This window comes from Rubneribacter badeniensis (assembly GCF_002899695.1).
Lineage (GTDB): Bacteria > Actinomycetota > Coriobacteriia > Coriobacteriales > Eggerthellaceae > Rubneribacter > Rubneribacter badeniensis.
In genome coordinates this window covers 1-22,516 of sequence record NZ_PPEL01000052.1, presented here as the reverse complement: position 1 = coordinate 22,516, position 22,516 = coordinate 1, and the positions used below count along the sequence as shown (strand labels likewise).

Here is a 22,516-nt window from a genome sequence, read left to right as displayed (position 1 = left end):
CCCTCCCTCCCTCCCTCCCTCCCTCTGTGTGTCGATTTTGTGAATCGATGGAATGTATTTGCATCTTTTTGGAAGCAAGGATAATATTCACTCTTGCCGCTTTTCCTGCTTGGCGTATACACGGGCAGGAGGGTAGGCGCAATGATGCGGGGTGGAGCAGTCTGGTAGCTCGCCGGGCTCATAACCCGGAGGTCGTTGGTTCAAATCCAGCCCCCGCGACCATAAAGCTTGTAGGCCAGAGGAGATATTTCCTCTGGTCTTTTCTTTGCGGTGCTGACTTTTGTCCGGGGTTAAGTTTCGGGTTAAGACTCAAAAAGTGTGTCCGGGTGAATCATTCGGCTATCCCTTAGGGCCACCTTGTTGATTTCGGGCTTATAGGCCAAAACGTGTACCCGAAATTGGCGCAGAGCTCCCTTGCGGCTCTCTGCTCGAAGTGCGGAAGACGAGGCAAAGGACGGATGTCCCTGTCGCGCGCCTTGCGCGTCTTGCCCCCGCCCCACCTCTCGCGTCTACGGCGGGGCCGCGCCGCCCGGCCGCGCCGCCCGCGTGCCCGCCGCGGGCGCCCGCGCCTCCTCCACCCGCCCTCGCGGGCTGCGCAGCCGTCCTCCTCTCCGGCTGCGCCGGACGCCGCCCGCCCTCCGTGCGGGAAAACATGCGTTTTCTGGCCACGAAACCGAGTTCTGGCACGCCGAACGCGCCCCTTCGCCCGAAGAGGGCGCTCCTCCCCGGCGAAAGCCCAGGTCGGCAGAATCGGCAGGGCCGATGCGCCGTCGGATCGGGGCCGATCCGTGCCAGAACTCGGATTGCTGGCCAGAAACCGCGAGCGCGCGAACATGGAGAGGGAAACGTGCGGCGTGCGGAAGCGGCGAACCCGTGGCCAGAAACCGCGGGCACGCGAACATGAAGGGGTGTTGGGGTGCGGCATGTTGGAGGCGGTCGCGCGGGGTAGGCGAAGATGCGGGAGAGGGGGTGCGACACGCCTTGCGGGGATGCGACTGCGGGGCGCGACACGCCTCGCTGCACCGCGAGAGCGACCCGCGCGAAGACGCAACCATACGGATGCGAAAGGGCGGGGCAACGCAAGAGGTATTGGAGCGAAAGCGCGGGTACGCAGCTGTGCGAGTGCAGCGGCGGTTGGGGACGGGGGCAGTGCGACCGCGCGGACAGGGCCCTCTTGCACGCGCGCTCGAAGTTCCTTCTTGCTGAAAATTGTATGGAGGGCGGCCCCGCGTGCCCTTGAGGGTACGCCTTTCAAGTCGGGGTTGCGGCTATACTGGTGTCCGTCGATCGAAAGGAACACCGCTCATGGGCATTCAGTTCGCCGCCGCCCGCGCCGTCAGCGCCGTCTCCACCTGGGGGCTGAAGAACGTCTTCCATCGCCCCGCCGCGAACTTTCCCGGCAAGATGGCGCTGTACGTGGATCCTCGCCTCATCGCCGACCTACGTCCGAAGCTGCGCACGGGGTCGTTCGTGGTGGTGGGCACGAACGGCAAGACCACGGTGACGAACCTGCTGGCCGACATCCTTGAGCAGGCGGGCCAGCGCGTGGTGTGCAACCGCACGGGCGCGAACCTCGACTCCGGCGTGGCCACGGCTCTTCTGCACGCGAAGCCGTCCGATTGGGGCGTGTTCGAGAGCGACGAGCTGTGGCTGGCGAAGATACTGCCGCATTTGCAGGCCAGCTACGTGGTGCTGCTCAACCTGTTCCGCGACCAGCTGGATCGCGTGGGCGAGATCGACCGCATCCAGGACAGCATCGCGCGCGCTCTCGAAACCTCGCCGGACACGGTGCTTCTGTACAACGCCGACGACCCGCTGTGCGCCGCCATCGCCGCGCGCATGGGCAATGCGTCGGTGGCGTTCGGACTGTCCGAGAGCATGGGACTGCCGCAGAACACGGTGGCCGACGCGCAGATGTGCCAGCAGTGCTCCTCCATGATGGAGTACGAGTACCGCCAGTACGGCCAGCTGGGCGCGTACCGCTGCCCGAGCTGCGGGTTTGAGCGTCCGGCGCTCGATTATGCGGCCGAAGGCGTGCGCCTGGGCACGGACGGTTTGGGGTTCGACGTCGTGCGCGCTGCGGATGGGGATGCGGGAAACGCCGCGCCTGAGGGCGGGAGGCGCTTTGCAACCGAAGACGAAGGGCGCTTCTCGACCGAGGGCGAAGAAGGCGCTGCGGCTGAGAGCAGGGAAAACGCCGCGTTCGAGGGCGCGAAAAGCGCCGTCCCCGTTCTCTCCGTGAAGGCCCCCTACACCGGCGCCTACATGGTGTACAACCTTCTGGCCACCGCCGCCGCCGCCGACCTCGCGGGATGCCCGGCCGACGCGGTGAGCCGCGCCATCGATTGCTTCGACCCGCAAAACGGCCGGCTGCAGACGTTCGACATCGCCGGTCGCCGTGTGCTGCTGAACTTGGCGAAGAACCCCACCGGCTTCAACCAAAACCTCAAGATCGTCGCGCAAGACCCCAATCCCAAGGTGGTCGCGTTCTTCGTGAACGACAAGGAGGGCGACGGGCGCGACGTGTCGTGGCTGTGGGACATCGATTTCGAAGAGTTGGCCGAAGCCGGCGCGATGACGGTGTTCTCCGGCGGGATCCGCGGAAACGACGTGCAGGTTCGCCTGAAGTACGCCGATATCCCGTCTGCGGTGGTGTCCGATGCCGACGACCTTCTGGCGCGTATAGCCAGCGTGCCGAAGGAGCAGAACGCCTATTTCATCGCGAACTACACCGCGCTGCCCTCGGTGCATGCGGCCCTCACCGCTGCGGCTGCCGCAGCCGATGGCGCTACGGCTTCCGTGCCCGCGCCCGCACCCGACAGCGCACCTGCACCCGGCAGCGCACCTGCGTTTGGCGGCGCGTCCGTATCCGGCGGCGCCCCTGCATCCGGCGGCGCCCCTGCATCCGCTTCCGACGCCCCTGCTCTTGACGCGGCTGGCTGGTTTGGAAGCGGGCGGCCCTCTTCCGCACCGACGGGTGATCGCGCGGACTCCTCATCCGTTGCCGCACCTGTCGCTGCACCCGCATCCTGTTCGACCGCGCCGCAAGAGCCGGCGCTTTCCCCCAGCGAAGAGGGAAGCGCCCCCGCCGCCTCCTGCGTCCCAACGGCTCCCGCTGCTCCCGCCTCCGTTCCCACCAACGGCGTCCCCTCCGATGTCGCCCCTGCCCCCGCGGCAACCCCCCGCGTCGTCATCGCGCATCTCTTCCCCGACCTGCTCAATCTGTACGGCGACGGGGGCAACGTGCGTGTTCTGGCGCAGCGGTTGCGTTGGCGCGGCGTCCCGGTGGAGGTTCGCCGGGTGAACCATGGCGAATCGATCGACCTGGCCGGCGTTGATCTCGTGTTTTTGGGTGGTGGCCCCGACCGCGAGCAGCGCCTTGCATCGAGCGAGCTCATGCGCATGCGCGACGAGCTTCGCGCGTACGTGGAGGACGGCGGCGTGCTGCTGGCCATCTGCGGGGGCTATCAGATCCTCGGGCGAGAATGGCTGCTTGGCGACGAAGTGGTGGAGGGGCTCGGCATCGTCGACATAACCACCGAGCGCGCCGCGGGCGGTTCGGCCGACCGCCTGATCGACAACATCGTGCTGCGCTCGCCTTTGGCGACGCTCCCGGTGGTGGGCTACGAGAACCATGCGGGCCGCACGCGCCTCGGGACGGGTGTCGAGGCGTTCGGGTCGGTGGCGTCGACGATGGGCTGCGGCAACAACGAGGCCGACAAAGCCGATGGCGTCCGCTACAAGAACCTCGTGGGCACCTACCTGCACGGGCCGCTTCTGGCGAAGAACCCCGAGGTGGCCGACCATCTGCTCGCCCGCGCGCTCGAGCGCAGCGCGGCGCGGTCGGGCATTGCCGCTCCCGCGCTCGCGCCCCTCGACGACTCTGTGGAAACAGGCGCGAACGAGGCGCTCTGCAAACGCTTCGGCGCACGATAGCTCGGGGCTTTTGCGGGCGGTTGCGAGCAGTTGCGGGCGGTTGCGGACGCGGTTCGCGCCGAAGCGCTCCGCTATGCGAAAAAGATGCCGCGAAGCAGGCTCTATGCCAACTGCGGTTCGGCGAGGGCCGATCGCGCGCAGCCGCGGCAGCGCTCGGCGAGCATGTCGATTCCGAAAACCGAACGGGCTTCGGAAGGGGCGACGACGGGTGCCGCAATCGGTGGAAAGCGGAGCGCGGTCGTCGTGCAAGCGTCTGCTCCGCTTCTCTGTGTGTCGTTTCTTCGGAGGCCGCGTTCGGCAGGATCCGGCCAAGGGCCGTTTGCGTTGTGGCGAGGCTTTCGTCCCGTCGACGCCTTGCATGACTTGCATGGGTGGCCGCTTCGCGCGCCATGCTGTCCCGTGCCGGCGTTTCGCTTCGCCGCTCCGCATTCGTTGCGGTGTCCTGAACCGGGTTCCGACCCGCTGTCGCGTCGATTTCCTCTGCCCGCCCTCGTCGCCAACGCCTGGAGGTTCCCGTATATCTTTCGTATGTCTCCGGTTCACGTCGCGATTTGCGCCGCGATTTGCGCTCCGGTTCGCGCCGCAGTCCGCGCCGCGGTTCGCGCGAAAAAAACGCTTACGAAGCCGTCTCCATTTCGCTAGAATCGAATGCGCCGCGCGTCTTTTGTCAGGTGCGCGGCGCGTCTCGTTACCCCTAACGGCGCGTGCGCGCTTAGGTTCGATGGGGCCCTTTACCGCAACCGAATTTGGAAGGACGATTCCTGTATGCAGGGAAGATCTCTGGTGATGCTGCTGTCCGTGCTGTACGGCAGCGCGTTTTTGGCGGGGTTCAACGAGAACCTTGTCAACATGGCGCTCATGTCCATCATGGGCGACTTCGGCGTGGATTCCGTGACGGCCCAGTGGCTGGTCACGGGCTACATGATCGTGGCGACGGTGGTGGTGACGTGCATGGCGTTCCTCTATCGGCGCTTCAAGCTGCGCACGCTGTTCTTCGCGGCGGCGGCCTTGAGCATCGCGGGGTCGGCGGCGGGGCTGTTCGCCGGCAGCTTCGCCGTGCTGCTCGTCGCGCGGCTGGTGCAGGCGGTGGGCACGGGCATCTTCATCCCGCTGATGATGAACACCATCCTGGCGGTGACGCCGAAGAACCGGCTGGGATCGTTCATGTCCATCGGCGGGTGCATGATCACGTTCGGGCCGGCCTTCGCCCCGGTGGTGTGCGGGGCGCTCGTGACGGCGTTCGGCTGGCACAGCATCTTCGTCGTGCCCGTGGCGGCCATGGCGGTGCTCGCGGTCATGGGCTTCTTCTTCGTGAAGAACCTCGAGACGAGCGAGGCGCATCTGGACGTGGTGTCGGTGGCGCTGTCGGCTGTGGTGCTGACGGCGCTGTCGTTCGGCTTGTCGCAGCTGACCATCAGCCCGCTCGTCGCTGCGGCGGCGCTGCTGGCGACGGTGGCCCTGGCGGCGGCGTTCGTCGTGCGCCAGCTGCGCTGCGACCATCCGCTCATCGACCTCGCGCCCATTAAGAACCGCCTGTTCTGGCCCGCCTTGCTGTTGGCGACGGTGGCCATGATGAGTACGTTTTCCATGAGCGTGCTGCTGCCGCTGTACTTCGAGGGCGCGGCGGGCATGACCGCGCTCGCGGCGGGGCTCGTGATGCTGGTTCCGGTGCTGGCGAACGCCGGGGCGACGCTAGTGGGCGGTCGGATCATGGATCGGCGCGGCGAGTGGCCGCTGCTGCCGCTGGGGTTCGCGGGCATCGCCGTCGGCTTCTTCGCGTTGGCGGTGGTGAGCCCTACGCTGTCGGTGCCCGTCGTGTTCGCGGCGGCCCTGCTCATGTACGCTGCGGTGGGGTTCATCTTCTCGCCGTCGCAGACGGCAGGGCTGCGGGTGCTGCCGCCTGACCAAAACCCGTTCGGCGTGGCGCTTATGACCACGTTCGTGCAGATAGCGGGGTGCGTCGGGCCGTCGTTGTACACGGGCATCATGTCGTCGGGCCAGGGTTCGGCGCTCGCGCGCGGCGCGTCGAGCGCAAGCGCCGCCGCCGACGGCTTCGCGCTGGCGATGCTCGTGGCGGCTGTGATCGCCGCGCTGGGCTTCGCGCTCTCGTTCGCGTACGCGCGCGCCGCTCGCGCGCGGGCCCGTGCGAAGGCTGCCGAGCGGGCTGCGGCGCCGCAGTCGGTGCTCGCCGAGCTGATGGAGGCCGACCCCTACACGCTGCCCGCCTCGGCGTCGGTGGGCGAGGTGATGCGCGCGTTCGTCGAGCTCAAGGTGGGCGGGCTGCCGCTGGTGGACGACGCGGGACGTCCGGCGGGCTTCGTGTCCGATGGCGACGTCATGCGCTATCTGGCCGACAAGCACCCGGTGATCACCGGCGCGTACTCGCTCATGGAAGCGGCGCGCAGCCAGACGTTCGACGAGCGCCTACGCGAGCTCATCGCGCTGCCGGTGGAGGTCATCGCCACGGAGCGGCTCGTCGCGCTCGATGCCGACGCCACGCTCGAAGAGGCGTGCGCGCTTCTGGCCACGCGCCGCCTCAAGAAGGTGCCGGTGGTGCGCGAGGGCGTCATCGTGGGCACCGTCAACCGCTCCGACGTGCTGCGCTACGCGATGGGCGCGTGCATGGCGGCCGTGTCGGAGTAGGGGTTGGACGATGCGGGCTTGTCCTCGTCAGGCGAGCCCGCTTTCCGCGGATGCGGGTGATGGGCGTGCGGCGGCAGGGAGGCCGGTAAAGCGTCTGGTGACGTATGCGGTTCTCGGCCATTTCCTCAGAGGCGATGGGTGGGGTGCAGTGCCCAAGCGAGCACCTACTACTGCGAGCCGCCTCTTCTCTTTGGTAAATGCAGGTTCGTGTCGATATTGGCTTGCGCAGAGTTGCCCGGTTCCATGGCGAGTTTTTCTTGGGGCCGGATCGCAGAGCCCAACGGAACGCTTTTTCGAGTTGCGGACATGCACGACCAGGGAATCTTCGACGGGCGCGCGCTTCGGCCCGCTTAGCTTCTTGCTCGCATGTGCGCCCTGTGCAAGATTCACCCACGCAGGGTGAACGATCTTCTGTCGGTTAGGGGGATGATGAAGGGAGGTTGTTCGAGCTGTCTGCATGGGCGGCGTGAAGAGAGGGAGGAACGCGCCATGGCATCTGCGTCCGCAGGAAAGGAAGCGTCGTTGAAGGATGCGACGCTGTTCGTCAACGTGCCGTTTTGCATCGAGGCGCCGCGCTATGCGCATGGGCGCTATCTGACGGGGGACGGCGCGGCCAAACGCAAGTACCTGGAAGCCGTCATGCGCGAGGTGGCGTCGCTTGGGGATGTGCTCGAAGGCAAGCGCGTCGTGGCGGTGCGCATCGGCGGTGGAAGCCCGAGCGTTGTGAGCCCCGACCAGCTGGGCGAGCTTATGCGGCTTATTCGCGCCGAGCTTCCGATGGCCCATGGGGCCGAGATGGCACTCGAGGCCATTCCGAACACGGTGGGCGTGCCCAGCCTCACTGGGTGGGGCCAGGGCAAGCCAAGCCGCGTCGAGTTGCGCGTGGGAGCGATCCACCTGCGCGATCTTGACGAACTGCATCCTCCTTACCGTGTGTCGGACATCCAGAACGCAGTGCTGTTCCTTGACAAATTCGGCATGAACAATGTGTCCGTCTCGTTGGTGTACGGGCTGCCGGGGCAGACGGAGGCGAGCTGGCGCCAGACGCTGCGCAAAGCGCTCGATCTGGAGCCGTACGAAGTGGCGGTGTCGCCCGTTTCTCCCGCCGACGGGGAAGGGCTTGCGCAGGAGCGGCAACGCGCGCTCTACGAGGTGGCGTCCGCGTTGTTGGGAGAGCGCGGCTTGGTGGAGTATGCCGTTGGGCGGTTCGCGCGTGCCACCGGGGAGAGCGCGTACGTGAAGGCGCTGGCTTCCGGGGCCGATGCCGTGGGCGTCGGCTTGGGGGCGGTGTCGTGCGTGGATGGAATGGCGTGGCGTAACACGGATGACTTCGAGGTGTACTGTGCGGGCAGCGACGATCCCGAGCAGGTCGTGCGCGACGCGGCTCAGCTCGACGACGAGGCGCGCGCCGTGCTTGTCGCCCGCCGCGCGCTCTGCCTGTCCGAGGGAGTGGAGGCCGAACGCGTGTCTGCCGCTGTTGGCGAGCTGTCCGCATGGGAGGCCGAGGGGTTGGTCGTGTGTGAAGACGGCCGCTGGAGGCTCACTTCGGAAGGGCGCTTCGCCTGGCAGTGGAGAACGTGGGCGCTCTGATGCGCGCGGGGCGGCGCGTGGCGCGCGTGGCGTGCGCGGTGTGTGGTGTGGCGCGCGATGGTGGCGTGGCGCGTGGCGTGCGCGGTGTGTGGTGGTGGCGCGCGATAGTGGCGCGGCGCGGGCGGTATGGCAGACGGTGGTAGCGCGGCGCGGGCGGCGTACGACGCGGCGCGAGTGGGGTGGGGCGGTGCGGCGCGCGATGGCGGTGCGAATGGCGCGCAGTAGCGGTGCGGAGTGTGCGCCGCGCGACGGTGGGACGGCGCGGCGCGCGGCAGTGGTGCGGCAGGGCGGTAGCGGGGTGTGTAGCGCGCGCGGCGGGGTGCAGCGGCGCAACCCGTGGCGGGCTGTAGTGTGTGCGGTGCGCGGCATGCTGGGCGGGAGAACTGCGGGTGGCATGTCGTGCGGCGTGACGGCGGGGAGGCGGCATGGCAGTGCAGCGGCGGGGAGGTGGCATGGCGGTGCAGCGGGGCGGCGAAACACATCGCCGCGCGCCCTGCAATGCGTTGCCGTGTCCACGCCAGCGCTGCGCTGCACCTTTGCGCCGCGCCGCTGTACGCTCTATCGGTAAAGAATCGTGAAGTTTTTCGCCATATAGTACCGGCGCATCACTCGAAGCGCAGATGCGAAGGGGCAAAAGTCGTCAACGGTAAGGAATCAGAAACTTTTTCGTACTATATTACCGTTGTGCCGCTCAAGCGGGGGTGCAAAGCGAGCGAAGGCTACCCAACGGTACTATATCGCCAAAAATTCCCTGATTTCTTACCGCCAGGGCTTACGAAAGGCTGACTTCAGTCCTTCAATGGGCTTCTGGTTTCAGGTACGGTACTATATTGAAAAGTTTTGGCGATTTTCTTACCGTTGGTGCGGCGAGTGGCGAAGCGGCGTGGCGGTGCTGCATCGGAGCGCCGGGATGGCGAACCGGGTGGTGGAATGGCGTGACCGGGCGGCGGGATGGGCGGCAGAACAACGAGCCGTGCGAAAAAGCGCAGAGGGCCGCGGCAGGACGGCGCGACGGAGTGGCGCAGCGGGACGGCAGGGCGCTGCGGCAGAGCGGCGGGACGGCGCGGCGGGACGGCGGGGCGCTGCGGTGGAACGGCGCGGCAGAGCGCTACGGTAGGACAGCACGGTGGGACAGCGCAGCAGAGCGACGCGGCGGTGTGGCGGCGAGGCGCACGTGGTGCGCGCAGCGGTGGTGTGGCGCGCGTGGTGGCGACGACACGGCAGCGTGCGCAGTGTGGCGGCGGGTTGCGGCGGCGACACGGCAGCGAGACACGCGCGACACGGCAGAGAAGCGCGCGCGATACGCGGCAGTGCCGCAGCGTGCGCCTCGCCGCGGTGCGGCATGCTGCGGCGAGCCTCCCAAACGCAGGGAAAGGCCCCGCGTGCGGGGCCTTTCCGAGGGAGGGAGGAACGTCGCGGTTGTCGCTACAGGTTCGCCACTGTGCGGCCGGCCAGCCAGCCGTGAGTGAGCGCCATGCCGATGGAGTTTCCTGCGAACGGCGTGCTGTAGCCGAAGCCGTAGCGCCCGCCGAGGCAGTTGCCGGCAGCGTACAGGCCCTTGATGGGCGTCCAGTCGTCCTTGCGCAGGACGTTTTGCGTCTCGTCGGTGATGAGGCCGGACATGGTCACCATGTTGGGCTTCGTCTCGTGCGACAGCTCGCTCGTGCCGCCGTAGAACGGCGGCGTGTCGATGGCCTGCATGAACGCCTTGTCTTTGCCGTAATCGGTGTCGCCGTCTGCGGAGTTGCACAGCTCGTTGTAGTGCTCGACGCTTTCGACGAACGTCGTGGCGGCGTCGCCGGTGTAGCCTAGAAGCTCGGCAAGCTCCTCAAGCGTGTTCGCGGCGAACACGGTGCCCTGCATCATCTTGCGCTCGGCCAGTTTCGCCTGAATGACCTGGCTGCCTTCGGGATTGCCCACCTCGACGGCCGCCATGTCGGCCTCAAGGCGCTCCATGTAGTCGTCCATGCCGAAGTTCGGCCCGCCGTGGTCGAGCGGCGACTTGCCGATGATGCTCTTCCAGTTGGCGTCCGTCACCCAGCATGCGAGGCCGGCCGGTTGACGCATGCACGTGGGCTGGTACTGCGCGATGGCACCTTCGTTCATGAAGCGCTTGCCGTTCACGTTGAGCATGAGCAGAGGAGCCACGCCCCACGGACCGTCCGCGCCGCCGCCCAGCCCCATCCATCCGCGAGGCGTGGGCTCGATCATGCCGCCGGCCCAGCAGCCCATCTTGTGGGCGATGCCGGTGCGAAAGCCCGTCTGCACCCATTCGTCCCTGGTCATGCCGGAACGCTCGGCCCATTCCATGCCCTCGTTCAACAGCGCCCAGCACATGGCCGGGTCGCCGATGAAGTCGCCCGCTGCCAGCACGACGCCCTTCGAGGCGTTGAAGCGCACGTAGCCGTCGGGGCCTTCCGCGATGAGGCCGGTCACGTCGCCGGAGTCGTTCTGCTCCAGCACCACTCCCGTGTGCTCGAAGAACCACTCGGCGCCGTTTTCCTGGGTGTGCTGCACGATGTACTTGTGCACGTACTCGATGTTGTTGCCCTGGTAGCCGTAGAACTGGATGTTGCAGGGCCACGTCTTGTACCCGCCGCATTCGATGGGGTAGCTCACGTTCGCGCCGCTCCACGCCGCCTGCGTGTTGCACAGGGGGTACTCGAACATGTTCGACATGTCGAAGGTGCCCTCGTCGGGCACGTCCACGTCGGGGATGACAACCTGCGTCCCTTTCATGAACACGGCGCTGTCGTTGGCCTTGCGCTCCTCTTCGTAGCTGTCGTAGATCTCCTTGTAGCGGTCCACCATGGCTCCGGAGTTCTGCACGAACGAGCGGATGATGTCGGGGTTGACGCGCCCGCCTGCGCGCTTGCAGAACTCGGCCGTGATCTCGCCGGTGTTGAACGGGCCGAAGCCGCGCTCAATGAGAAACTGGGAGTTCACGTGGCCGATGTCCTCGCCGTACCAACCGGCCATGTTCGTGCCGCTGCCGTCCAAATCCACGTAGCTCGACCACGGCTGCATCTCCACGACGGCCACCGTGGCTCCCTCGTCCACCGCGCCGCACGCGGCCATGAGCCCGGCGTGCCCGCCGCCCAGGACCACGACGTCGAACGTCTTCTCGTCGACGATGTCGACATCGTCGATCACGGGCGCTTCGCCCAGCCAGTCGCCGGGGCCGCAGTAGCCGGGCGTGCGGCTTTCTGCCGCGGTGCCTGAGGACGATCCCTCTACGGCAGAGGACTGCGCGCCGGTCTTCTCGTTCGTTGCTGGCGCGCAGCCGAACAGGCCGAGCGCGGCCAGGCCGCTCACGCCCGCGGTTGCCGCAGCGCCTTTCAGGAAGCTTCTGCGAGAAACATCGCTCATGGTGGATCCCCTTCCTTGTCGTTCTTCGTTGCCTTTGCCGATGTCGGTCGAGTTGTCCGCAACGATGCGCGGCGGGTTGTCGAGCGCCGTCGAATGCCGCCGAACGCTGACGAACGCTGCTGAACGCCGCCAAGAGCGGCCAAGCGTGGTCAAGCGCTCTGCTGCGTCGCGCGCCGGCATGTTTGCGGAGGCGGTTTGACCGACCGCTTCAAGCATCTTCCTGCGCAGGAGGAATGGGTTCACCCGCCACGGCGCATTTGCCGGGTACTCCTCAGTTCACCCGTGTCGGGTGAAATCGGATGAACGGTTTCTTCCATACCTTGCGAAGTCATGGTTTCGATAGAAAGCTTGTCCACTCGCTTGCTACAATGGCAACAGGAGGGGTCATGGAGAGAAGACGAATGGATACGAAGCGGCTGCGCACCTGGGCGACGGTGCCCAACGTCGTGCTGTGCTGCATGCTCGCCTTGTTTTGGATGTTTCTGTGGGTGACGTTCCAAAGCCCCACCAACCTGCCGCTCGAGCCTTATCCCGGAGCGCCCATCGTGCCTGCGCGCTTCGTGTCGCTGTTGTCCATGGCTGTCGGCGGCATCGCGCTTTTGGTGCGCGCGCGGACGGCTGCGGGAAAGCCTGCGCGTATGGCGCGCATGGCGCTCTACGGCGCGTGCGTGGTCGCATCGGTGCTGCTCGTGGCACTCGACGTGCTGGACGGCGAGTACGACGGCGACTTCGTGGGCACGCCGTTTTTCGCGGCGTGCGTGTTGTGGGGTGCGGTGGGCGCTTTGGTGTACACCGAATTCGGAAGGCTGTTCAGCGCGCTGGGAACGGCGCGCTTTCGGTTCTGCGTGGCATGCTGCATCATCTCGGTGGTGTGCTCGTTGCCGTTGCATTTGGCGGCGTGGTATCTGCATGGCGAGTTTCGCGAGACTGTCGTGCTGCTGTTCATCGTGACGTTCTGTCCCGTGCTCGATTATCTGCGTCGCGCTTTCGCGCTCAAAGAACCCGCGTCCGACCGCCAAACGCGCATCCCCGTGAAATTCGTGCTGACGTTGCTTGTTCTGGGCCTCGCCCTCGGCATGATGCAGGGGCTGTTCACGGCGTTCACGGCAGCCATTCCCGGCAAGAGCGATCTCAACCCGCTGTCGTCTTTGGGGTTCGTGGTTGCCAGCATGTTGTGCTTTGCGGCGGTGTTCGTCGCACGCATGGATTTCAATCGGCTGATCTACCAGGTGGGATTCCCGTTCATGGCACTTGGATTCCTCGTGGTTGCCGTGGGAGGCAGCTCGTTTTTCGGGTACCTGTTCTCGTTGGCGGGCTACCAGTTCACCGAGTTGTGCCTGTGGGTCTTGTGCATATACCTGGCCGTTCAGATCCGCGGAGTGGGCCGGTGGGTGTTCGCGCTCTTGTGCTGCGTGACGTCGTTCGCACAGGCTTTGGGTTTGGGTTTGGTCGATGGGGTGGATCTCGTGGAGCTGCAGCGCGAGGTGTGCGTGGTGGTGGGCGCGACGCTGCTCGCGTTTGGCTTGTACTCGGTAACCAGCAAGAACCCCTACGAAAGCTGGGGCATCATGCGACCTGGCGAGTCCGATGAGGCGAACGTGCTCGAGCAGGCATGCGAGCTTATCGCCGTCGAGGAGTTCTTCACCCCGCGCGAGAAGGACGTGTTTCTTCTGCTGGCGCAAGGTCACAACCGCATGGCGGTGTCTCAACGGCTCGTGGTGTCCGAGAACACGGTGAAGACGCATATGTCGAACATCTATCAGAAATTGGGCGTGCACACGCAGCAAGAGCTCATCGACGCTGTGGAGGCTCGCTGCAAGGAACTGCGCGAGCGCGGAACGAAGCTGGAGTTCTGAGGTGCCGGGTGCTGGGGTTGCATGCTGGTTGATGGGGTGCGCGCCCGCCGACGGGGTTGCGAGGTCGTCGGCGGGTTGCGCGCCGGTCAACGAGGCTAGCGGGGCCGTCGACGGGTTTCGCGCCGGTCAACGAGGCTAGCGGGGCTGCTGATAGGCTGCGCGCCGGTCAACGAGACTGGCGAGGTTGCTGACGAGTTCCGCGCCGGTCAACGACTCGCCGTCAAATGGTACCGCCCGTCAATCTCGAAGTTCCAACCCGCAAGCCCGTAAGGGCTCGAGGCTGCGTGCTGGTCGACGGGTTGCGCACCCGCCGATGGGGCTGCAGAGCTGCGCTTCGTTTCGTTCGAGGCTACGTCTTACGCGGGCGCTTGGTTAGGCTTCGCGTGGGCGGCCGCAGGTGCGAAAGACAGCCAAGACGCTGTTTTTGGTGGGTTTTGACGGAAAACGATGATGCTAAACTGGGCAAAGCCCTTGGGACACTGTGCCTTTTCCTATAACGCCTGGTCGCGATTTCTCGTTCGCGAAATCGCCCGGAGAGGATGGCGGTTTTCCGTCAAAACCCGCCAAAAGGGATGGGACTCTCTGTCAATCCTGGTTCAACAAAGAGCGACGGGGTCTTGCGTGCAGTGCCGCGTCTTCCCATCGCGGTCGCCATCTCGTCTCGTGCGTGGGCGCTTCGATCCGTCCTCCTCCCGCGTTCGCCCTCATGCTCCTTGGCCGCATCTTCCTTCCTGCTTCCAGACTGCGTCCATCGCGCCGTATGCCCTTCGTACTGCGATCGCCCCCGCCCTCTCTGTCGCGTTCGCCCTCCCCTTGGGGACGCATCTCGCGTTGCGCTTGACCTCGGTCGCGTTTGGCCTCGCGTTGCGTTTGACCCCGCTTCGCGTCCCATCGCCTTGCGCCCCCCCCCCATCGTCCTGCGTCTCTTGGCCCCCCCCTCCTCCTCCCAGCCCGTGCCGGATGTTTCGCGCGAAACCCTGCGCTCTTCTTGACAACCTCTGTCGCCGTACTACAATCCCAAATTAGCACTCGAATGGCAAGACTGCCAACGCAGCAGGTCGGAACAGAGGAAAGGAAGTCGCACCCCATGCGCAAGTTCAAGACCGAGAGCAAGAAGCTGCTCGACCTCATGATCAACTCCATCTACACCAACCGCGAGATTTTCCTGCGCGAGCTTATCTCCAACGCCTCCGACGCGGTGGATAAGCTCTACTTCAAGAGCCTCACCGACAAGGACATCCAGCTGGGCAAGGACGAGCTGGCCATCCGCGTGAGCTTCGACAAGGACGCGCGCACCGTCACGGTCAGCGACAGCGGCATCGGCATGACGAAGGACGAACTCGACCGCAATCTCGGCACCATCGCGCACTCCGACTCGCTTGCGTTCAAGATGGACAACGCCGAGGCCCAGGGCGAGGACGTGGACATCATCGGCCAGTTCGGCGTGGGCTTCTACAGCGCGTTCATGGTGGCCAAGAGCGTGCGCGTCGTGTCGCGCGCCTACGGCAGCGACGAGGCCTGGGCCTGGGAAAGCGACGGCGTGGAGGGCTACACCGTCGAGGCGGCCGAGCGCGACGGCCACGGGACCGACGTCATCCTCACGCTCAAGGACAACGCGGGCGACGAGAGCTACGACACCTTCCTTTCCGAGTTCGGCCTGAAGAGCCTCATCAAGCGCTACAGCAATTACGTGCGCTACCCCGTGCAGATGGAGGTGTCGAAGACCCGCGAGAAGCCGCGCCCCGAGGACGCCGACGACGACTACGCACCCGAGTACGAGAGCTACACCGAGCTCGACACCATCAACTCGATGATCCCCATCTGGAAGCGCAGCAAGTCCGAGGTCACCGAAGAGGAGTACCACGAGTTCTACAAGACCGACTTCCACGACTTCGCCGACCCCGCGCGCACGTTCGGCATCCACGCCGAGGGCGCGCTCAGCTACGACGCGCTGCTGTTCATCCCCGGCCGCGCGCCGTACGACCTGTACAGCAAGGACTTCAAGAAGGGCCTGGCGCTCTACAGCTCCAACGTGCTCATCATGGAGAAGTGCGAGGAGCTTTTGCCCGACCACTACAACTTCGTGCGCGGCGTGGTGGACAGCCAGGACCTCACGCTCAACATCAGCCGCGAGACGCTGCAGCACAACAGCCAGCTGCGCGCCATCGCCAAGAAGGTGGAGAAGAAGGTCACGTCCGAGCTGAAGAAGATGCGCGACAACGACCGCGAGGAGTACGAGCGCTTCTTCGAGAACTTCGGCCGCGGCCTGGAGTACGGCATCTACTCGAGCTACGGCATGCTGAAGGACGAGCTGGCCGAGCTTTTGCTGTTCTACTCCGCCAAGCAGGAGAAGCTGGTTACGCTGGACGAGTACCTGGCCGCCATGCCGGAGGGCCAGAAAGCCATCTACTACGCCGCCGGCGAGAGCATCGAGCGCCTGGCCAAGATGCCCATCGTGAAGACGGTGCTGGCCAAGGGCTACGACGTGCTTCTGTGCACGCGCGACGTGGACGAGTTCTGCTTCCAGTCGATGATGACCTACGGCGCCGCGGCGGCCGGCGACGGCGAGGACGCGCCGGAGCAGTTCGAGCTGAAGAACGTGGCGTCGGGCGACCTCGATCTGGCCTCCGAGGAGGAGAAGAAGGAGGCCGAGGAGACGGCCAAGGAGAACGAGGGCCTGTTCGCGGCTTTGAAGGAGGCGCTCGGCGATGCGGTGACCGACGTGACGGTGTCGTCGCGCCTGACCGACGCGCCGGCGTGCATCACGGCGGCCGGTCCCATCTCGCTGGAGATGGAGCGCATCATGGCGCAGATGCCCGACGGCGGCGATGCTCCGAAATCCGAGCGCGTGCTGGAGCTGAACGCGAAGCACCCCGTGTTCGACGTGCTGCGCGCGGCGCAGGAGGCGGGCGACGCCGACAAGGTGAAGCTGTACGCCGAGCTGCTGTATAACCAGGCGCTGCTCGTGGAAGGCATGCCCATCGAAGACCCGGTAGCCTACGCGAACGCCGTCACCAAGCTGATGGCGTAGGTCGCCCCGCAGTTTGATCGCGCGCAAGGGCCCCGTCTTCCCTGTGGAGGCGGGACCCGAGCGGTTCACGAACGAATATTCCGGCTCACCCTTTGGCGCGCAGCTCGGCAGCTTTGCCGACGGAGGCTTCCGCGTCGATCGGCCCGGGTCCGCATGCGGCCCGCTCCCCGGGCCGGCCGCCGGCGCCCCTCTTCGCGTTCCCGGCCCCTCCGAGTCACAGTTTTGACCGCTGTGAAGCCTTTGGCGACCCTGCGGGCCGCCTGGGCGCCCGAGCGGCGACCGGCCGAGGCCGTTTGCCCAGGCGGCGCGAAGCGGGCTCCCGCCGGGCCGCCCGCGCAGGCTTCAGAGCGGTCAAAACTGTGACTCGGAGGAGCCTGGAACCCGAAGAGCCCCCACTTTAGCGCGCGGCCCCGCCCGTCCGGGCGGTCGATCCGCGCGCGGCGCCCCCCGGGTCGGACGATTGCGCGCCAAAGGGGGAGCAAGAACGGATGTTTCACGTGAAACATCCGGTGTTCATCAGGGGATTCTTAGGCCGTTCGATCCGCTATACTCGGCGCATGGACGAACCGCGCACCTACACCACCTCGCAGATCGCCGCCGCCGTGGGCGTGCATCCGAACACCGTGCGCCTTTACGAGCGCATCGGCTTCATCACCGCGCCCGAGCGCCGGCCGAACGGCTATCGCGTGTTCACGGAGCTCCACCTCATGCAGGTGCGGTTCGTGCGCGCGGCGCTCAACGTGGAGCTCGTGCACAACGGGCTGCGCCGCGAGGCGCTCGCCATCGTCGACGCTATGGCACGCGAGCGCTACGACGAGGCCCTCGCGCTGGTCGACCGGCGCATCGACCACCTGCGCCGCGAGCGCTGCGCCGCCGAGGACGCCCTGCGCCACGTGCGCCACCTGCTCGCGCGTGCCGGTGGCCCGACGCCGGCCGAGCCGCTCATGCTCACGCGCAAGGAGGCGGCCGAGCGGCTGGACACCACCATCGACGCGCTGCGCAACTGGGAGCTGAACGGCCTTCTGCACGTCAAGCGCAAGCGCAACGGCTACCGCGTGTACAGCTCCGCCGACCTCAACCGCCTCGCCATCATCCGCGCCCTGCGCGCGGCCAATTACTCGCTGGCCGCTATCCTGCGGATGCTCGACGCGCTCGACCGCGACGCGTCCGCCGACATCGGGCGAGTGCTGGATAGCCCCGACCCTGACGACGACATCCTGTCAGTGTGCGACCGGCTGCTCACGTCGCTCGACGCCGCCGAGCGCAATGCCTTCGAGATGATCGAGCTGCTCGAGCGCATGAAGCGCCTCGCCTGAAAACAAACCCTCCACTTTGCCACCAGGGTTCGCGCGTCCCGTACCATCTTCGGCGACCGAAAGATTGGAGGACGCGTATGGAATACGCAGTAAGCGTGCATGACCTGGTGAAATCGTACGGCGGCACGCGTGCGGTGGACGGAGTGAGCTTCGACGTTGCCCTAGGTGAGACGTTCGGGCTGCTCGGCGCGAACGGGGCGGGGAAGACCACCACGCTCGAGTGCCTTCTGGGAGTGCGCCGGCCTGACGCGGGCAGCGCCGCCATCCTGGGGATGGATCCCCGCACGCAGCGCAAGGAGCTGTTCCGGCGGGTGGGCGTGCAGTTCCAGGAGGCGCGCTACCAGGACAAGATCACCGTCGACGAGCTGTGCCGCGCCACGCGCGCGCTCTACCGCGAGGCCGACGATCCGGCGCGGCTGCTCGCGCGCTTCGGCCTGGGCGACGTGCGCGCGCAGGCCGTGGAGTCGCTCTCGGGCGGCCAGCGCCAGCGCCTGTTCGTGGTGCTCGCGCTCATCCCGCGTCCCGAGGTGGTGTTCCTCGACGAGCTCACCACCGGCCTGGACGTGAAGGCGCGCCGCGACGTGTGGAAACTGCTGCGCGAGATGCGCCAGCAGGGGATGACCATCGTGCTGACCAGCCACTTCATGGACGAGGTGGAAGAACTGTGCGACCGCGTGGCCATCCTGTGCGCGGGCCGCATCGTGTTTTCCGGCACCGTGCCCGAAGCCGTGGCGTCCGGCCCTTTCGGCAGCCTGGAGGAGGCGTACCTCGCGTACGCCGAACCCGCCGACGCGGCCGATGCCGTCGAGCCCGCAACTCCCGCAACCGCCGGAACAGTCGCGACCCCCTCAACCGCCGCAGCCCTCGGAACCCCCGCAACCGCCGAATCCCCCGAAGGAGGCACCCGTGAAAGCCTTTAGCACCCTGTTCGCCGTGGAGTTCCGCCTTTCGCTGCGCGACATGAACATGCCCATCTTCGCCGCCATCATGCCCGTGGTGGTGATGCTGGTCATCGGCATGCTGTTCGGCGGCCAACCGGCCCACGAGGGCGCGGGCTACACGTTCGTCGCGCAGTCTGTGGGCGCGGTGTCGGCCATCGGCATCTGCGCGGGCGGCGCGATGGGCCTGCCGCTCGTGGTGTCGAACTATCGCTACCGCAAGATCCTCAAGCGCTACTTCGTCACGCCGGTGAGCGCGGGCACGATCCTGGCGGTGCAGGTGGCCGTCTACACCGTGTACGCCCTGGTCTCGGCTGTGCTCGTGTTCGCGGTGGCGACGCTGTTCTTCGGCTTCTCGTTCGCGGGGTCGTGGCCGGCGTTTATCGGGTCGTACGCGCTCGTGTGCGCGACGATGCTCGCGCTCGGCATGATGGTGGGCGGCCTCGCGCCCAACGAGAAAGTGGCCGGCGTGCTGGCCAGCGTGCTGTACTTCCCCATGCTGCTGCTGTCGGGGACGACGCTGCCTTACGAGGTGCTGCCGACCGCCGTGCAGCGCGCGGCCGACCTGCTGCCGCTCACCCAAGGCGTGAAGCTGCTGAAGGCCACGTCGCTCGGTCTGCCGCTCGACCAGGCCATCGTGCCGGTGCTGGTCCTGGCGGCGTGGGCCGTCATGTGCGCCGCGGTGGCCGTCCGCTTCTTCAAGTGGGAGTAACGCCCTCGCCGCCGGCCCTGCCTGCCATGGCGGGCAGGCGGCATTCTGCACCATTTCAGACGCTTGTTTAAGGAGGTGTGCGCTCGTGCGATTTGGCCGTGCGCTTCTTCTAACTAGAGTAGAAAGAGTTCGGCTTGAAATGTTCAGGTCCGATGCTTCGGCTCCGTTTCGAACCTCTCGAAAAGATCGATGAGCTCTTGCTTCGAGTGAACATCGAGCTTGGAATACAGTCGTGCCGTGTGGTATTTCACCGTGCTTGGCGCAATGAAAAGCTCATTTGCAATGAAGGGGGCGCTTCTTCCGGCAACCAGATACCTCATCACCTCGGCTTCCCTATCGGTGAGCTCGTACTGCCTCGAAACCGCTTTGCAACGGGAGAGGAGCGCCTCTTCGTGGCTGACGAATGCGGAGCGGTTCATAGCGTTCCAGAAACCGCGGGGGTTCTGTTCGTCGACGAGCAGCATCAACGACATAACCAGGATGTAGGCGATGGTCGTCGTCCCGATGGCGTAGCGAACATCGTCTGTCAGCGGCGAGCCGATGAGCGAGGGAGTGGTCAAGATTCCTGCCAGCACCCCGCTCATCATAATGACGCGGAGAAAGCCGATCGTGAACGCTGGTTTAGCTTCTTGCCGAATGGCCTCGAAAGCGAACGTCCACATCATGAGCTCTACGCAGCTATATCCCATGCTCACGAGGATGCCTCCAAAGTAGGGCAAGGAGCTGGCGAGAAAAGGCGTGGCCAAAAACGCGGCGATCATAAGAAGCAGGCCAGCGCGGTATACGATGCGGTACGATCGCCCGAAAAAGCCTGCTGCCAGAAGCACCATGAAAGCAACCGCTCCCCGGCCGATGATCTGAATTTGGGTGATGAGGTTGAAGTCAAGCCAAAAATCATGGTAGGAGCTTTGAAGGGAACCGAAGGCGAAGCTTGAAGCCAACAGCGCCAGCAGCAATCGCCAAAAGGTGCGAAGCTTTCGGCTTTTCTGACTGCCGCAAGTTTCTGTTTGTAGATCAGACACGTTTTGGGTCATGATCGCAAAGCAGAGGAGCCCAAAAGGCAGAAGGCAGCATGTGATCAGCAGCCTGCCGAACGTCTCGACATAGGAGAGGAGCACGGTCGCCGCACAGGCGATTGCAATCGAGCCGCACACTTTGAGGGCGGCTTTACCTTGCTCGTCTCGAGCCAAAAGCGTTCCCCAGAATAAGGGAAGCGCTCCCATCGCAACGCCCAGCATAAGGCTCGCGGCAAAGAACAGGATGCCGCTTCCCTGTTTTATGCTGAAAAACGACAGGATGGTGCCGCAGGTTCCTATGCCCGCCACGAGCGCAAACGCCTTCTCCTTTGCAAACAAATGCGGAGCGGTCCTGGAAACCGCCATGCATATGCAGGTAATCGCGATGGCTGCCACCTGCGCGACGATGTGCGATTCGGAGGCGACGCGTGCGACGTCTGGGAATGAGCCGAACAGAACCGTTGTGAAGAACGCCGAGTCAATCCAAGCCCAATAGGAGCCAAACCCGAGCGAAGCGAGCCAAAAGCGGAGCCCGAGATCGGAAAAACCGAGGCGTCGAGTCGTGCGAACCATGAGTCCCTCACTCTCAACCGGTATGCGATGCATCTTGCGTCGGCCTTGCTTGGTAGATTATAGCAATGGCCGGTGCCCCCGGGACGTGTCGCGGGGGCACCGAGGAGGGAGGGATTGCGTCCGCTACTTGAAGGAGTCCGTTGCTATGTCGCGTCCCGTCAAGTAGCCGAAGGTTATGCAGGTTGCGCCGAGGTTGTTGCCTTCCACCATGAAATTGTACGTATTGGCATAATAGTCGCCTACCATGGTTCCAACATTGTACAAGCCGGGAATTGGCTCGTCGTTCTCGTCGCATACCTGTAGGTTTACGTTGGTTCGCAGCCCTCCAAGCACCGTGAGGAATTCCGGCTTCCCGCCGACGGCACCGTAGAAAGGGCCCTCCGTTATCCCTATCAAATGCTCCGCCTTCTTGTGGAAATCTTCGTCATGGCCTTGGGCGCAGAGCTCGTTATAGCGGCGTATCGAATCTATCGCCGCGTCTTTCGGCAACCCTAGCTGCTCGACGACTTCTTCGATGGTTTCGCCCTTCACGACGGTTTGAGGAAGCGGTCCGATGGCTCCCGCGTCCCACTGCTCGATAACCGCTTCGGGGGAGAGGGGCTCGTCTTTGCCCTCTATCATCCCGGTGGCATACCAGGGAGCGGCGTCTGCTGCGTAGTTCGTCCCCCAGATGGCGTAGGATAGCATGCCGGGTTGATGGCGTTGAGCGAGATTTGCAAACACTCCGTTCGCGTCTTCGTTGCTATAGCGCTCGCCGTTTTTGTTGAGAAGAAGCCCGCGGTGCGCGCCCATCGTGCGGTTTGCCGGCCCCGATGTGCCCACGGCGAGGGTCATCGGTGCGTTCGGGTATGTGCGCTGCCATGCAGCACCGGCCCACAACCCCATTTTGTGTCCGTCGCCACGATACAGGCCGCCCCAGGTGAATCCGACGTTGTAGTCGTTCTTCTCGCCGGCTTCGGGGTTGAGAAGATCGATAATTCCCGGGCAGTAGCATCGCATCATGTCTTTGTCGGCCGAGAAGTCGCCGGTGGCGAGAACGATGCCCTTTGCCCCCACGTAACGCACGTACTCTTCTTTCGATCCGACCGGATGAGCGAGAAGTCCCGTGACCCTTCCGTTTTCGTCCTTCTCCAGCTGCTCGCCCACCATCTCGTAAACAAGCTGGGCGCCTAAGCTCTTTGCACGCTGGGCGAGGGTGTCGACGAGAAGCTGCTGGCCGGCGCCGGCGCTGGTGATGACTTCGTTGACCCAGGAATGCGAAGCCACGGGACAGAACATGGGATCGTCTTTCTTCAGCTGCGGAGATGCTTCAAGCACAGTATCGTAACCGGCCTCCGCCATGATGTCGATGATCCAGTTCATGGCTTCCTCGCTGTTGTTTGCGAATTTCCACCATTTTTCCTGGTCGATGGGGGGTGCGGACGTTTTTCCGGACGGCCTAGGCGGCCAGCCCCAGCCGCCTCCTGCGGCCGGCTATCGTATCGTACACCTTGCGCCCTCCCTCGTCGAACGCCTTCAGCCTCCCCTCCCGGTACC

11 protein-coding genes and 1 tRNA gene are annotated in these 22,516 nt (G+C 65.3%); 9 read left to right on the top strand and 3 right to left on the bottom strand.

Annotated features, from left to right (window positions below; genetic code table 11):
* Nucleotides 1-145: 145 nt before the first annotated feature.
* The 4 genes from C2L80_RS08805 (at nt 146) to C2L80_RS08780 (ending at nt 8,169) form a co-directional block, all read left to right on the top strand.
* Nucleotides 146-222 (top strand) — tRNA-Met (locus tag C2L80_RS08805).
* A 1,083-nt stretch (nt 223-1,305) separates the two neighbouring features.
* On the top strand, nt 1,306-3,936 hold the full coding sequence (locus C2L80_RS14370) for a MurT ligase domain-containing protein (RefSeq protein WP_239938854.1): 2,631 nt from the start codon (nt 1,306-1,308) through the stop codon (nt 3,934-3,936).
* A 765-nt stretch (nt 3,937-4,701) separates the two neighbouring features.
* Nucleotides 4,702-6,579, top strand: a complete 1,878-nt coding sequence (locus C2L80_RS08785; protein WP_103263040.1) for an MFS transporter — start codon at nt 4,702-4,704, stop codon at nt 6,577-6,579.
* A 522-nt stretch (nt 6,580-7,101) separates the two neighbouring features.
* Nucleotides 7,102-8,169, top strand: coding sequence for a hypothetical protein (locus C2L80_RS08780; protein ID WP_129589926.1), 1,068 nt, complete (start codon nt 7,102-7,104; stop codon nt 8,167-8,169).
* A 1,425-nt stretch (nt 8,170-9,594) separates the two neighbouring features.
* On the opposite strand, the gene C2L80_RS08775 is transcribed toward C2L80_RS08780, so the two are convergent.
* Nucleotides 9,595-11,538: an FAD-binding protein gene (locus C2L80_RS08775; protein WP_103263041.1), complete on the bottom strand. Its 1,944-nt coding sequence runs from the start codon at nt 11,536-11,538 to the stop codon at nt 9,595-9,597.
* A 386-nt stretch (nt 11,539-11,924) separates the two neighbouring features.
* On the opposite strand from C2L80_RS08775, the gene C2L80_RS08770 reads away from it, so the two are divergent.
* The 5 genes from C2L80_RS08770 (at nt 11,925) to C2L80_RS08750 (ending at nt 19,391) form a co-directional block, all read left to right on the top strand.
* Nucleotides 11,925-13,394 carry a response regulator transcription factor gene (locus C2L80_RS08770; protein ID WP_157941050.1) on the top strand — a complete coding sequence of 490 codons (1,470 nt, stop codon included), beginning with the start codon at nt 11,925-11,927 and terminating at the stop codon, nt 13,392-13,394.
* A gap of 1,087 nt (nt 13,395-14,481) precedes the next feature.
* Entirely contained in the window at nt 14,482-16,425 is a 1,944-nt protein-coding gene (gene htpG, locus C2L80_RS08765; protein ID WP_087198552.1) for a molecular chaperone HtpG, read from the top strand.
* A 488-nt stretch (nt 16,426-16,913) separates the two neighbouring features.
* On the top strand, nt 16,914-17,741 hold the full coding sequence (locus C2L80_RS08760) for a MerR family transcriptional regulator (protein WP_239938853.1): 828 nt from the start codon (nt 16,914-16,916) through the stop codon (nt 17,739-17,741).
* A 77-nt stretch (nt 17,742-17,818) separates the two neighbouring features.
* Entirely contained in the window at nt 17,819-18,661 is an 843-nt protein-coding gene (locus C2L80_RS08755) for an ABC transporter ATP-binding protein (protein WP_087198553.1), read from the top strand.
* Complete coding sequence (locus tag C2L80_RS08750) at nt 18,648-19,391, top strand: ABC transporter permease (RefSeq protein ID WP_087198554.1); 744 nt, start codon at nt 18,648-18,650, stop codon at nt 19,389-19,391. The genes C2L80_RS08755 and C2L80_RS08750 overlap by 14 nt, the downstream gene beginning before the upstream one ends.
* Before the next feature lie 143 nt (nt 19,392-19,534).
* Here the strand turns inward: C2L80_RS08750 and C2L80_RS08745 are convergent, their stop codons facing one another.
* The gene (locus C2L80_RS08745) at nt 19,535-20,980 is read right to left on the bottom strand and encodes a LuxR family transcriptional regulator (protein WP_157941049.1); all 1,446 of its coding nucleotides are present in this window, start codon (nt 20,978-20,980) and stop codon (nt 19,535-19,537) included.
* 123 nt (nt 20,981-21,103) lie between these two features.
* Nucleotides 21,104-22,342, bottom strand: coding sequence for an FAD-binding protein (locus C2L80_RS08740; protein ID WP_103263037.1), 1,239 nt, complete (start codon nt 22,340-22,342; stop codon nt 21,104-21,106).
* Between the last annotated feature and the right edge of the window lie 174 nt (nt 22,343-22,516).

What these genes read in the sequence shown, in the direction of transcription:
- C2L80_RS14370 (WP_239938854.1), top strand. Translation starts at nt 1,306, where the DNA reads ATGGGCATTCAGTTCGCCGCCGCCCGCGCCGTCAGCGCCGTCTCCACC.
- C2L80_RS08785 (WP_103263040.1), top strand. Translation starts at nt 4,702, where the DNA reads ATGCAGGGAAGATCTCTGGTGATGCTGCTGTCCGTGCTGTACGGCAGC.
- C2L80_RS08775 (WP_103263041.1), bottom strand. Translation starts at nt 11,538, where the DNA reads ATGAGCGATGTTTCTCGCAGAAGCTTCCTGAAAGGCGCTGCGGCAACC.
- C2L80_RS08770 (WP_157941050.1), top strand. Translation starts at nt 11,925, where the DNA reads ATGGAGAGAAGACGAATGGATACGAAGCGGCTGCGCACCTGGGCGACG.
- htpG (WP_087198552.1), top strand. Translation starts at nt 14,482, where the DNA reads ATGCGCAAGTTCAAGACCGAGAGCAAGAAGCTGCTCGACCTCATGATC.
- C2L80_RS08760 (WP_239938853.1), top strand. Translation starts at nt 16,914, where the DNA reads ATGTTTCACGTGAAACATCCGGTGTTCATCAGGGGATTCTTAGGCCGT.
- C2L80_RS08755 (WP_087198553.1), top strand. Translation starts at nt 17,819, where the DNA reads ATGGAATACGCAGTAAGCGTGCATGACCTGGTGAAATCGTACGGCGGC.
- C2L80_RS08745 (WP_157941049.1), bottom strand. Translation starts at nt 20,980, where the DNA reads ATGGTTCGCACGACTCGACGCCTCGGTTTTTCCGATCTCGGGCTCCGC.
- C2L80_RS08740 (WP_103263037.1), bottom strand. Translation starts at nt 22,342, where the DNA reads ATGAACTGGATCATCGACATCATGGCGGAGGCCGGTTACGATACTGTG.